The 14,275-nt window shown below is 32.7% G+C and carries 9 protein-coding genes, 1 tRNA gene and 1 pseudogene; all 11 read right to left on the bottom strand.

Features of this window, described 5'->3' with window-relative positions; translation table 11 throughout:
• Window positions 1–328: 328 nt before the first annotated feature.
• A tRNA-Ser gene (locus RTP52_RS17875) sits at window positions 329–416 on the bottom strand.
• 701 nt (window positions 417–1,117) lie between these two features.
• Window positions 1,118–2,047: a cysteine synthase A gene (cysK, locus tag RTP52_RS17870; RefSeq protein WP_312372749.1), complete on the bottom strand. Its 930-nt coding sequence runs from the start codon at window positions 2,045–2,047 to the stop codon at window positions 1,118–1,120.
• Between the two features lie 18 nt (window positions 2,048–2,065).
• Window positions 2,066–2,257, bottom strand: a pseudogene (locus tag RTP52_RS20585) (PLP-dependent transferase); the annotation flags it as partial.
• Between the two features lie 993 nt (window positions 2,258–3,250).
• Entirely contained in the window at window positions 3,251–3,688 is a 438-nt protein-coding gene (locus tag RTP52_RS17860) for an RrF2 family transcriptional regulator (RefSeq protein ID WP_012198043.1), read from the bottom strand.
• 129 nt (window positions 3,689–3,817) lie between these two features.
• Window positions 3,818–4,042 (bottom strand): hypothetical protein, encoded by a 225-nt coding sequence (locus tag RTP52_RS17855; RefSeq protein WP_312372748.1) that lies wholly within the window; start codon window positions 4,040–4,042, stop codon window positions 3,818–3,820.
• A gap of 390 nt (window positions 4,043–4,432) precedes the next feature.
• The gene (gene gyrA, locus RTP52_RS17850) at window positions 4,433–7,108 is read right to left on the bottom strand and encodes a DNA gyrase subunit A (protein WP_312372747.1); all 2,676 of its coding nucleotides are present in this window, start codon (window positions 7,106–7,108) and stop codon (window positions 4,433–4,435) included.
• 17 nt (window positions 7,109–7,125) lie between these two features.
• Window positions 7,126–9,054 carry a DNA topoisomerase (ATP-hydrolyzing) subunit B gene (gene gyrB, locus RTP52_RS17845; protein ID WP_312372746.1) on the bottom strand — a complete coding sequence of 643 codons (1,929 nt, stop codon included), beginning with the start codon at window positions 9,052–9,054 and terminating at the stop codon, window positions 7,126–7,128.
• A 33-nt stretch (window positions 9,055–9,087) separates the two neighbouring features.
• Entirely contained in the window at window positions 9,088–10,170 is a 1,083-nt protein-coding gene (recF, locus tag RTP52_RS17840) for a DNA replication/repair protein RecF (protein ID WP_312105807.1), read from the bottom strand.
• 353 nt (window positions 10,171–10,523) lie between these two features.
• Entirely contained in the window at window positions 10,524–10,739 is a 216-nt protein-coding gene (locus RTP52_RS17835) for an RNA-binding S4 domain-containing protein (protein ID WP_312105808.1), read from the bottom strand.
• Between the two features lie 136 nt (window positions 10,740–10,875).
• Window positions 10,876–11,988, bottom strand: a complete 1,113-nt coding sequence (gene dnaN / locus RTP52_RS17830) for a DNA polymerase III subunit beta (RefSeq protein ID WP_312105817.1) — start codon at window positions 11,986–11,988, stop codon at window positions 10,876–10,878.
• A gap of 422 nt (window positions 11,989–12,410) precedes the next feature.
• Complete coding sequence (gene dnaA / locus RTP52_RS17825) at window positions 12,411–13,772, bottom strand: chromosomal replication initiator protein DnaA (protein ID WP_312105809.1); 1,362 nt, start codon at window positions 13,770–13,772, stop codon at window positions 12,411–12,413.
• Window positions 13,773–14,275: the final 503 nt, after the last annotated feature.

The following is a 14,275-nucleotide window of genomic DNA, read 5'->3' as shown; positions in this document are numbered from 1 at the left end:
TGCTTGGACTTTATTCTCAACGAATTTCAAGGTTGTTTCACTGTTCAGTTATCAATGTTCAATGACTTATTGTCATTTGCTTGTCCGTAAAAACTAGCTCGTTTATTTTAACACACTGTTTTCTATTTGTCAAGCACTTTTTTATTTTTTTATTAAGTTGTTGTCTTTCAACAGACAGCTTATACATTTTATCATACGTTTTATCATGTGTCAAGTATATTTTTTAAATTATTTAATTTTTTTATTTAATATAAACAATTTAATTTTATATACCATTTCACTTTGATATTGCATAAAACTTTCTTTAATTATCAGAATGTTTTATGAACGGAGAAAGAGGGATTTGAACCCTCGCGCCGCGTAAACGACCTACACCCTTAGCAGGGGCGCCTCTTCAGCCTCTTGAGTATTTCTCCTCATCTGAATTTGAAATCTTATTCAGTTATGCGCAACTTGTCAGCGCAAGATTTAGTATAGCAAAGCATAAAGACTTTGTCAACTACTTTTTGATATTTTTCGAAAAAGTAATTACATTTCCGACTATTTACGAAACCTTCATAAAATTGGCTATTCTTCTCTAGGATATATTACCAATACTTATGATAGTGTTTCTTGTTTTACTATATTTATACACTTTAATACAATGTTACCTAAATAACGGTTTATCACACTCAATATCTAAGTTGATAATTTAAAATCATAAGTTATATAGAATCGTTAGCTGATATAGAAATCGTTACTTGATATAGAAAACATAAATTGATAACTATACCGTTTCAATCGATATTGTTTTTTTATATTGTTGTATACTTCCAATGTCAAACAACTTAACTTAATTATGAAACCACGAATCACATATCAATACGTTAAACACATATAACGCTATAACAAATAACTTTGAAAAAAATAACTCTGTAACAAATGCAACACATCTATCACAGAGTTAGTATTGTATCCTTTAAAATTATATACAAATAATGATACCATTATTTATGAATAACATTTCTATAACTATAAAAGTCCCATATCTAGAGATAGAGCTGAAATACTTAAAGTTAACTGCCGACTATCTTTCTAAATCCAATGGTATTTCGGTCGCATTATTTCACTTATATTATTATTCAGAGAATAATGGAGTAGATAAATATCTCTCTCCGGTATCAGGTAATATAACTACGATATTTTTACCTGCATTTTCTGGACGCTTTGCTAATTGAACTGCTGCATATACTGCTGCCCCTGATGATATACCAACTAAAAGACCCTCTGTTTTAGCAATTTCACGTCCTGTAGAGAAGGCATCTTCATTTTCTACTGTAATAATTTCATCGTACACTTTGGTGTTTAATGTATCTGGAATAAATCCTGCACCAATTCCTTGAATTTTATGAGGTCCTGCTACCCCTTTCGATAAAACAGGAGAACTTGCTGGTTCAACAGCTACAATTTTAATATTTGGATTTTGAGATTTTAGGTACTCTCCTGTTCCAGTAATTGTTCCACCAGTACCAATACCAGCTACAAAAATATCAACGTTTCCTTCAGTATCTTTCCAAATCTCTGGTCCTGTTGTTTTTCTATGAACCTCTGGATTTGCAGGATTAATAAACTGACCCGGAATAAAGGAATTTGGAATATCTTTTGCAAGTTCCTCTGCTTTTGCAATAGCTCCCTTCATACCAAGGCTTCCATCTGTAAGAACAAGTTCAGCTCCATATGCCTTTAATAAGTTACGTCTTTCAATACTCATCGTCTCAGGCATTGTTAAAATAATACGATACCCCCTTGCGTTCGCAACGGATGCTAAACCAATACCAGTATTACCGCTTGTTGGTTCAATAATAACAGCGCCTTCTTTGATAAGGCCCTTTTCCTCTGCATCTTCAATCATTGCTTTTGCAATACGATCTTTGACGCTACCAGCAGGATTAAAATATTCTAGTTTACCTATAATGTTTGCGTTTAAATCTTGTTTCTTTACAAAACTACTTAATTCTAATAATGGTGTATTTCCAATTAAATCAGTTAAATTTTTCGCTATTTTCATAACTATCCCTCCAAAATATTATTGTAATGCTTTTTCCAGGTCATATAAAATATCGTCTATGTGTTCTGTTCCAATCAATAAACGAACCGTATTTGGTTTTATTCCAGAATTTTTTAATTCTTCTTCGTTCATTTGTGAATGTGTTGTTGACGCCGGATGTATTACTAATGATTTTACATCTGCAACATTTGCAAGTAAAGAGAATCTTTCTCTCCAACTTTAATTTCTATTGTGAAAACTGAACCAGAAGAGGTCTTTTATTTTCATGAGCAATCTTAGCAATCGCTTCTATGTCTAAGACATTAGAATTAGGATTACCAAGGCTTTTGATAAATACACTTTGGTATTATTGCATATTTAATATTATCTACGTCTGAGGCATCTATAAAGGTGGTTACAATTCCATACTCTTTAAGTGTATGCGCCAATAGATTATAAGATCCACCCTAAATGTCATTCGAAGCAACAAGCTGCATGATCTGCATTATGAAATATATAAGATGTTGTTTGATATATCGAAACCGCACTTGCTATATCTGCTTTCTCTTGACCAACATGTAACTGTAGTGTCTCAAACTTAAAATTTCTTTTTGCTCAATCATACAATCTCCCTTTCTCTCTTTATTATTTAGCTACCCCTGTATTCTTATATACTTTATATGTCTCTTCTTAAATAATAAATTTTTCTTTTCTATATATATTGTATTCATATAGAATTAGTATGAATTAATGTTATTATATTCTCACTCTCAAAATTTGTCAACATGAATTCATAATATTAGAGTATATTTTTTAAGAACTTCATCTAAATTTAATGGAACGATTTTTTTTGTAATAATGTATGTCCAAACAATATACTAGTTAATTTTTACGTAGTGCCAAACTATTAATTAATTTTATATGTAGTACAAAACAATATGCTACCTAATTTTGTATGTACCAAACTATATATTAATTAAATTTTTATGTATGTACCTAACTATATACTAACTAATTTTATTAGTACAAAACAATACACTAATTAATTTTATATGTAGTACTGTACTATATACTAATTATTATGTAGTACAAAACAATATACTAATTAAGCTTTATAGGATTACATATCTTTCAAAAAACTATTGATATATTAAAATCTTCCAAAAGGAGTATACCTTATCTTTTCTATAAGGCATACTCCTTTGAAGGTTATTTTAATTCACTTTATATTACATAGTTATTTTCACCAAGTTCTCGGTGACGTTCCACTAAGTCCTCTAATGTAATATTATCAACTACATTATTAACTGCCTCATTTATCTTCTGATAAACAAATAAAGTTGCGCAGGAACCATATCGATTACAATCGTTATCTTCCTCTTCTACACATGATACTGGTGCAAGACTTCCTTCAATTAATTTTAGTATCATACCAACCGTATACTCTTTTGGTTCTTTTGTTAACCGATACCCCCCTTGGGCTCCTCTTGAGCTTTTTACATATCCAGCTCTGCTTAATAGGGTTATAATCTGTTCTAAGTACTTATCAGAAATTTCCTGTCTCCCGGCAATACTCTTAATTGTAATAAATTCACCAGTATTATTAATAGCTAAATCTAACATCAGACGAAGTGCATATCGTCCTTTTGTTGAAATCTTCATATCTTCTCCGCCTTTCTTTCCTACGATTAATAATTATCATAAAATCAATACAAAGTCAATATAAATCCTATTATTTCACTATGAATTTATCGAATTCATTTTTAATTCATAAAAATTGTTTCCATTCAATCAATATACAATTGCAGGTAAATTTTCTACCCACAATTCAAGAATGGCTTCCGTTCCTAAATCCTCATAGGTTAAATCAAATGGTAATTCATGTTTTGTTGTAATGCCTCGAACATTTTTTGGCAAATTTGCTTCAATACACATTTCTTTTATTGCTTTAGTTATAGCATCCGTATGTACTATTCTCATAAAACGTCGATTCCGATACTCTCGTATCATTGACATAACAATGGCTCATTTATATATACAGATTGATACAAAAAGAGTTGATATGCCAATTCATCTTCTCATGAATAATAAAAAATACGCTACACGACTTCTCCTTGTCATGAGTTTCTTTTTAAAAAGTATCAACTTTTATTTTAAATAATGTTAGAAAATTCGTAGTCCATATGGATTACCAAAGGACTACGAATTTTTAAAACATCGGTTAAATCATATTACTTTATGTTTTATCCGAATACCAGTATTTACTCATCTTTGATCTTTCGATCTTTTAATCTTTAATCTTTAATCTTTTGATCTTTAATCTTTTGATCTTTAATCTTTTGATCTTTTTATTTGATCTTACTAATTCGTCTGATCTTCTTTATCTTCTTTATCTTGTTATTCTTGTTATTCTTGATCTTCTTGTTCTTCTTTATCCTTAAGAGCACGTGATACTAATTCCTCAAGATCTTTCGTATCATCCATAAGATCTTCCTCTTCTTCCTCTAAGGTATCATCTTCTTGGTAGGAATCATCCTCTTCAGAATACTCATCCTCTTCTTGATCATCTTCTGGAGGTATAACTACATTTTCTTCTTTTAGTTCTTCCTCCAATTTTTTAAGCACCTCTTCTTCTGTACTACTTTCTCTAACTTTTGCTAAGCTTGCAACTCTAATATCCTTACCTGCCTCAATATTAATTAACTTAACACCAGAGGTTATTCTACCAAGGATGCTAATACCATTGATAGCAAGACGGATAATGATACCTTCATTGGTTATAATCATTACCTCATGTTCTTCGTTGACAGCTTTCGCTCCTACTACATTTCCAGTCTTTTCTGTAATCTTGTAACATTTCACACCCTTACCACCACGTCTTTGTGGAGTAAATTCATCAAGGTCAGTTAACTTACCAAGACCATATTCTGAAACCGTAAGTAAATACTTACCTTGAGTATGAATCTGCATTGCAACCACTTCATCTCCATCAGTTAAGTTCATACCGATAACACCCATAGATGCTCTACCAGTATTACGAACATCTTTCTCATGGAAACGGATACACATACCATTCTTCGTTACAAGTACAATATCTTTTTGACTGTTGGTTGTCTTTACTTCAATTAATTCGTCATCTTCTCTTAGATTAATTGCTTGAAGACCGGTCTTTCGAATATTTTGATATTCTTTAATCTTGGTCTTTTTCACAATACCATCTTTCGTAGCCATAAATAGATAACGATTGTCTTTGTATTCTTTTAAAGCAATAATTGCAGTAATTCTTTCTTCCGGCAATAACTGTAAAAGATTCACTATAGCTGTTCCTCTAGCAGTTCTAGATGATTCTGGAATTTCATATGCCTTTAACCGATATACTCTACCTTTGTTGGTAAAGAACATAATATAGTGGTGGGTAGTCGTCATGAATAAGTCTTCAATAAAGTCTTCGTCAATGGTCTGCATACCCTTAATTCCTTTACCACCACGATGCTGGCTCTTAAAGTTATCAATGGTCATTCTCTTGATATAACCTAAGCGGGTCATCGCTATTACTGTATTTTCATCTGGAATTAAGTCCTCCATGGAGATATCAAACTCATCAAATCCAATGGATGTTCTTCTTTCATCTCCGTATTTATCATTAATAACCTGGATTTCTCCTTTGATAACACCAAGCAATAATTTCTCATCTGCTAAGATGGCTTCAAATTCAGCAATTCTTCTTTGAAGCTCAGCAAATTCATCCTGAAGCTTCTCGCGTTCCAAACCTGTTAACGCACGAAGTCTCATGTCGATGATTGCCTGTGCTTGGATATCATCAAACTCAAATCTCTCGATTAATTTTTCTTTCGCCATTGCACCATTTTTTGAGGCACGAATAATATTAATAACTTCATCAATATAATCCAGTGCTTTTAATAAGCCCTCTAAAATGTGTGCTCTTTCTTTTGCCTTATTTAAATCATAAGTGATTCTTCTTGTTACAACTTCTTCCTGATGCTTTAAATAATAACTTAACATTTCAAGAAGAGATAATACTCTAGGCTGATTATTAACTAATGCAAGCATGATTACACCGAAAGTATCTTGTAACTGCGTATGTTTATATAACTGATTTAATATCACATTTGCGTTAACATCACGACGGAGTTCGATACAAATTCTCATACCTTCTCTGTCAGATTCATCACGAAGTTCCGTAATTCCATCAATCTTTTTATCACGTACCAACTCTGCGATTTTTTCAATCAAACGAGCTTTATTTACCATATATGGTAATTCCGTAACAATAATACGGTTTTTACCGTTTGCCATTGGCTCAATATTTGTTACCGCACGTACACGAACCTTACCTCGTCCAGTACGATATGCTTCTTCAATTCCTCTTGTACCAAGTATCATAGCACCAGTAGGAAAATCTGGTCCTTTAACGATTTCTAATAATTCTTCAATCGTAGTTTCCTTTTCATCAATTTTATTATCAATAATGCGAACTACTGCACCTATGATCTCTCTCATGTTGTGAGGAGGAATATTGGTTGCCATACCTACCGCAATACCAGAAGTACCATTTACCAAAAGATTTGGATATCTTGATGGAAGAACCAATGGTTCTTTTTCTGTTTCATCGAAGTTTGGAGCAAAATCAACGGTGTCTTTATTAATATCAGACAGCATTTCCATGGATATTTTACTTAATCTTGCTTCGGTGTAACGCATGGCAGCAGCACCGTCACCATCCACGGAACCGAAGTTACCGTGACCATCCACTAATGGATATCTGGTTGACCATTCCTGTGCTAAATTTACTAAAGCGCCGTAGATAGAGCTATCACCATGAGGGTGATATTTACCCATCGTATCACCGACAATACGCGCACACTTACGGTGTGGCTTGTCAGGACCGTTATTTAACTCTATCATAGCGTATAAAATTCTTCTCTGTACCGGTTTTAATCCATCTCTTACATCCGGAAGGGCTCTGGCTGCAATAACCGACATGGCATACTCGATATAGGAGGTTTCCATTGTCTTTTTAAGGTCGACATCATGCACCTTATCAAAGATATTCTCGTCCATTCTAATTCCTCCGTAGCTTAGATATCTAAGTTCTTAACATATTTTGCATTTGCTTCAATAAATTCACGTCTAGGTTCTACGTTATCTCCCATCAAGGTAGTGAACGTTAAGTCAATTTCTGAAGAATTCTCTTCATCCATTTTTACGCGAAGTAAAACTCTTCTCTCAGGATCCATAGTTGTTTCCCAAAGCTGCTCTGCATCCATTTCACCTAAACCTTTATAACGTTGAATCTTATTGTTTTGATCTCTTCCAATCTGCAATAAAATGTTGTTTAAGTCTTCGTCTGAATAAGCATACCAAACCTGCTTGCTTTTCTCGACTTTATAAAGCGGTGGTTGGGCAAGATAAACATATCCATCACGAATTAATTCAGGCATAAAACGATAGAGGAATGTTAATAATAGAGTACTGATATGGGCACCATCAACATCGGCATCAGTCATAATAATAATCTTATGATAACGGAGTTTTGAGATATCGAAATCATCAGAAATACCCGTTCCAAAAGCAGTAATCATAGCCTTAATTTCGTTGTTTACCAAGATTTTATCAAGTCTTGATTTCTCAACATTTAATATTTTTCCTCGAAGCGGAAGGATAGCCTGCGTAGCACGAGATCTAGCTGTCTTTGCTGAACCACCCGCGGAATCACCCTCAACAATATAAATTTCGCAGTTCTTTGGATCTTTATCCGAACAGTCTGCTAACTTTCCAGGTAAACTCATTCCCTCTAACGCAGTTTTTCTACGAGTTAAATCTCTTGCTTTACGAGCAGCATCTCTAGCTCTTTGTGCTAGAACTGCCTTTTCTAAGATTATCTTAGCAACCGTAGGGTTTTGCTCAAGAAAATACGTTAATTGCTCACTCACAACACTGTCAACAGCTGCTCTTGCTTCACTATTTCCAAGCTTTTGTTTCGTTTGTCCTTCAAACTGTGGATCTGGAAGTTTGATACTAATAATTGCAGTGAGACCTTCTCTAATATCTTCACCTGATAAATTAGCCTCGTTATCCTTTAAGAACTTCATTTGTCTTGCGAAGTCATTAAAGGTTTTTGTTAAAGCATTTTTAAATCCAGTATAATGAGTACCACCTTCTGGTGTGGTGATATTATTTACAAAGCTATAACAACTTTCTGAGTAAGAGTCATTGTGCTGCATAGCAACTTCAACATAAACACTATCTCTTGACCCTTCACAGTAAATTATCTCAGGATATAGATTTGTTTTATGTTTATTTAGGTACTGAACATACTCCTTAATACCGCCTTCATAGTGAAATTCTTTCACATTTGGCTCAGCATTTTCTTCTTCCTCAGAAGTTCTTAAGTCTCTTAAAATAATTTTAAGGCCTTTTGTTAAGAATGCCATCTCACGTAACCGTTGTATTAAAATATCATACTCATAAACGGTTTCCTCAAAAATATCTCTATCTGGCAAAAATGAAACCGTTGTTCCTGTGCGATCAGATTCACCAACAACACGTAACGGTTCTATCACCTTTCCACGTTCATAACGTTGCTTGTACATCTTTCCATCAACTTCTACGGTTACCTCTAACCACTCGGAAAGCGCATTAACTACAGATGCACCTACACCATGTAATCCACCAGATACTTTATATCCTCCACCGCCAAACTTTCCACCAGCATGTAGAATGGTAAATACAACCTCAACCGTAGAAATTCCTTTTTTCTTGTTTATTTCAACCGGTATACCTCTACCATTGTCAATAACAGTAATAGAATTGTCTGGATTAATAGATACGTCGATGGTATTACAATATCCAGCCAAAGCCTCATCGACAGCATTATCCACGATTTCATAAACCAGGTGATGGAGACCCCTACTAGAAGTACTTCCAATGTACATACCTGGTCGCTTTCTCACCGCTTCTAATCCCTCTAAAATTTGTATTTGGTCAGCTCCGTAATCCTTACTCATATCTAGCCTCCTGCAATTTATGCATTAAATGTTTTATCCCTGTTCAACAGTTCCTTGAATAACCTTATAAATTCGATCCGTCTCTATTCTGTTATTCACAAATTCTTCAAGACCGGTACAGGTTACAATAGTTTGAATTCCAACAATACTGTCTAATAGCTGATTTTGCCTTTTTCTATCTAACTCAGATAATACATCATCTAACAGTAAAATTGGTTTATCTTTTGTTACCTGTTTTACTAATTCTATTTCCGCAAGCTTTAAAGATAATGCAGCAGTTCTTTGTTGCCCTTGTGATCCATACTTTCTTACATCCTGACCATTGATTAGAAAACTAAGGTCATCTCGATGAGGTCCAACGTTTGTTACCTTTAAGGCTATATCACGTTCCATACTCTTTTTCAGTTTATTTTCAAACTCATCTTCCGCTACATTTGGTTCATAAACGATTTCTAATTCTTCTTTTCCATCGCTAAGTTTTTTATGTAGTGTAATAATAAGTTCATTCATGCTTTTCATAAAGGAATCTCTCTCTTTAATCAATGCAGAACCAAAACGAATTAGCTGCTGATCCCACACATAAAGCGTATCCAATAAACTTTTATTAAAACCTATTTGCTTTAATAAATTGTTTCTCTGATTTAAAACTTTGTTGTAATTTATCAGATTGTGTAGATATAGCTTACTTAATTGACAAAGTTCCATGTCAATAAATCGTCTACGTTCGCTAGGTCCATTTTTAATTATGGATAAATCCTCCGGAGAAAAAAATACAACATTAATGATACCGAATAATTCTGAGGATCGTTTAATCGGAATCCCATTAATAGCCACGCCTTTGGGTTTATTTTTTTTAAGATGCATGTCAAGCCGATGATCCACATCGTCCCGATTTATTCGCATGCGAATATGTGCTTCTTCCGACTGTAGTTTAATAATTTCTCTATCCTTACTTCCTTTGTGTGACTTTGTGGTAGCACAAAGAAACACTGCTTCGAGTATGTTTGTCTTTCCCTGAGCATTGTCTCCATACAAAATATTAGTCGATGGAGAAAACTCCATAGATAAGTTCTCATAATTTCTAAAATTACTCAATTCAAGAGACTTTACAATCATCCCTGCACCAACTATCTAATCATTTTATACTAATCCCGATCATAAAACCTCTAAAAAATCGAGCAAAATTTTGGCGAAGATTTTAAATTAACCAGCACTTTCATTTTGCCTTATTTTTTAATTAATTTCTATCAGACAAAAATCCCTATCTCTCATTATACACTATAATGCAAGTAGAATTCCAGTAAAAAGCATAATTTTTTTAAAGCATCGACAATATTATTAAATTCTAAACTTTTTATAAATTATAATTGGAAATTCAATATTCACCCCTATGCATAAAAATACATAAATACACATAGGGGCGATATTAGAGACTTCACAAAACGTGAAGATGAATTTAGTTAGATGATTTATACATGATCGACGATTTGAATGATTTCATTGTTAAACTCAATAGAGTCACCACCATGAAGTTTTTTTCCTCTTTGATATTCTACAACACCATTCACTTTTACAAGTCCTTCGGTAATAACATCTTTCGCTTCGACTCCTGAATCAACGAGTCCGGCAGCTTTTAAAGCCTGGCCTAATTTAATAAATTCTTCTCTTAATACTATTTTTTCCATATATCAACCAATCTGCGCGCTGTATCACGCTAAAATATCATCATGAAATACAGAGGAAAGTTCTAGATTTTTCATGATTTTTCGTTAATAAATACTTTGTAATCTAATATTTTGTTAACAATAATTTTAAATATATCTAGTATTGTGCTGCATTAAAACTTACTGGAAGGATCAAGTAAATATAAGATTCCTCTTTATCTTTTATAAAACATGGTGCCTTGGGATTAATGAGATAAATATCTACCTCTTCATCATCAATTACACGAAGTGCATCGATTAAAAACTTAGGATTAAAGCCAATTAAAATATCTTTTCCCTCTTTTTCAATATCAATATCTTCGTCCATGGTTCCAATGGATGTATTGATTTTTAATTCTAATTTTTTATCTTCAATACCAACAATAATTGGCTTTTTCTCAGTTTCTTTAATTAACAAAGTAGCTCTATCAATACAGCTTAAAAATTCTTTTTTATTAATTTTAACCTTTGTTTCATAGTCTCCGGAAAGCATTTGATCAATTTTGTAATACTCCCCTTCAATTAATCTTGAAAGTACTAAAGTATCATCAAATACAAATAAAACATGGCGATCGGTATAGTAAATGAGTACTTCATCAGAGATTTCTCCTGATAAAATTTTACTTACTTCTTGTAGTGTTTTTCCTGGAACAATGATTTTTTTCGGATCATAGGAGTTTTTAAGTTCCACTTTACGTATCGAAATACGATGACCATCTAGTGAAACCACTCTAAGTTCATTGCCATTTATTTCAAAAAGTTCACCTGTCATAATTTTATTACTTTCGTTATCCGAAATAGAAAAAACAGTCTGGCGAATAACTTCTTTTAGTGTAAACTGTGATAATTCAATTGCTTCCTGCTTTTCGATCGTCGGTAACATAGGAAATTCTTCTGCAGATTTACCTGCTATTGTAAATTTTGCTTTTTCGCAGGTAATAGTCGCCATAAACTTCTCATCTGTTTCAACAGTTACCTCATTATCCGGTAGCTTTCTTATAATTTCAGAAAAAACTTTTGCATTAATTGCTACAGATCCACTCGAAATTACAGAACCCTTTACAATAGTTTCGATACCAAGTTCCATATCATTCGAAATTAATTTAATCGTATCATTTTGAACTTCAATAACGATACATTCTAAAATAGGCATTGTCGATTTTGAAGAAACTGCTTTCAAAGCAATATTGACACTGTTTAACAATTCATTCTTTTGGCAAGCGATTTTCATTTTGTGCATAACTCCCTTCAGCGATTTTTTATATATAAATAATTAATAGATCTATTAGTAATCGTAGTAGGGGGTGTTAGGAAGTGTATAAGTGCCTCAAGCCCTTACTACGAAAGTCTTACAAGAAAGAATAACCATGTGAATAGTTTTGAACCAATTTTAAAATTATATTAACATGCTAAGAACGATTATCAAGTTATCAATAGCGTTTAAACACTAAAATAACAGTATTTAAACGAGTGAATGTGGATAACATTTTAAAAGTTTCTTAAGTTTATAAACAATTCAGAAAAAAGGGTATAAAAACTAAAGGTCTATCCTCATGAGACCTAGTGAAAACAAGAAAGTAATGAACACCTAACTTGATATCAACGAAACATAAAGTGAGTCAGAAAATCTCCTCACTTTATATAAGAAAGATATTATGGAGTAGGATTGATTTTTTTAATTAATACATCAATCGTATTCTGCATGGAAGGATCCTTCTTAATATCTTTTTCTACTTTATTACATCCATGTAACACGGTAGAGTGATCTCGATTTCCCATCATCTTACCAATGTCTGTTAGAGAAAGAGAAGTCAACTTACGACAAAGGTACATCGCAATTTGTCTAGGATAAGCAATATTTCTACTGCGATTATCTGAATAAATTTCAGAAGTTGTTGTAGTAAAATGCTCCGAAACAACCTCAATGATAAGATCAAGTGTTACCGTCTTTTTATTATCAGGTGAGATTAAATCTTTGAGAGCTTCTTCTGCTAAGATTACGTCAACTTCTTTCTTTTTTAACCTGGAAAGAGCTACAATTTTAGTTAATGCTCCCTCAAGTTCACGGATATTTGATTTAATATTAGAAGCAATGTATTTCATAACTTCATCATCTATTGTTAGGCAATCAAGTTCTTCTTTTTTCTTAAGAATTGCCATTCTGGTTTCGTAATCTGGAGACTGAATATCTACCGTAAGGCCCCATTCGAAGCGGGATCTTAAACGTTCCTCCAATGTTAAAATATCCTTTGGTGGTTTATCGGAAGATATAATTATCTGTTTTTTTGATTCGTGTAAGGTATTAAATGTATGGAAAAACTCCTCTTGAGTTCGTTCTTTACCAATAATAAATTGAATATCATCGATTAATAAAACATCAATATTTCTATATTTTTCTCGAAATTCCGTTGGAGTAGTATCAGCATTACGAATGGATTCAATTAGCTCATTCGTAAATTTTTCACTCGTTACATAGAGTACTTTGGAATTCGGATTTTGTTCTAAGATATAATGAGCAATGGAATGCATTAAGTGGGTTTTTCCAAGACCTACTCCACCATAAATAAATAGTGGATTATAAATTTCTGCCGGCGATTCTGCAACAGCCAAAGATGCAGCATGAGCCAAATTGTTATTCGCACCAACAACAAATGTGTCAAACGTGTAACGTGGATTTAAGTAAGATAAGCTTTCATTTTTTACTTTATTCGCGGCAGGAGGTTGTACTTTTTCGTCCACTTTCGTCTGGCTAAGAAGTACAAATTCAATTTCGAAATCTTTATTAATCACTTCCGCAATAGCAGTTTTTAAAAACTGACTGTATTTATTCTTAATAAAATCTAAGCTGTTAGCACCGATTTTTGTATCATCTACAGAAAGCTTAATTACATTATCCTTAACATCATATACTTTAAGAGGAAGAAGCCAAGTTTTATAGGAAACCTCTGTAACATTGTATTCAATTTTTAAAAACTCCAAAATTTCATTCCATTTTTCTTGAATCAAGCTTTTCATAGTAAAACCCGTGCCCTTCTCTGTATATATTATAATTACCGTAAGAGGTTACTCTTACGACAAAAGACGCAGCAATAGTAAACCTAAGATATAAGGCTAACTTGCTGCTGATAACATTTTCTAATCTAGTATAGTTTGTCCACAAAAGTCCATACACATATAATATATAACAAAACTATAAACATTTCAATGTTAATATTTTTTTATGAACACAACTTTGTTAGTTTTCCATAACTTATTCACAGCAAATTATAGATAATACACACATGGTTAATAACATTATACGGGTTACCCACAGAGAAATAGCTAGTGTTATCAAGGAGAATAAAACCAATAAGATAAAATATTAACACAAATAAACACTGTTATCCACAATCCATCCACAATTTGTGGATAACTCGGATTTTTTTATCAACATATAGTAACATAAAGGAAGGTTAAAATTTTTAATAACAACATATAGAATTTAAAATAATTCAAAATATCGTGGAAATTCAAAGTCA

The organism is Lachnoclostridium sp. (assembly GCF_031997925.1).
Classification (GTDB): Bacteria; Bacillota; Clostridia; order Lachnospirales; family Lachnospiraceae; genus Lachnoclostridium.
Note: the sequence above shows the minus strand (reverse complement) of the source record. Positions and strands in the feature narration are given on the sequence as shown.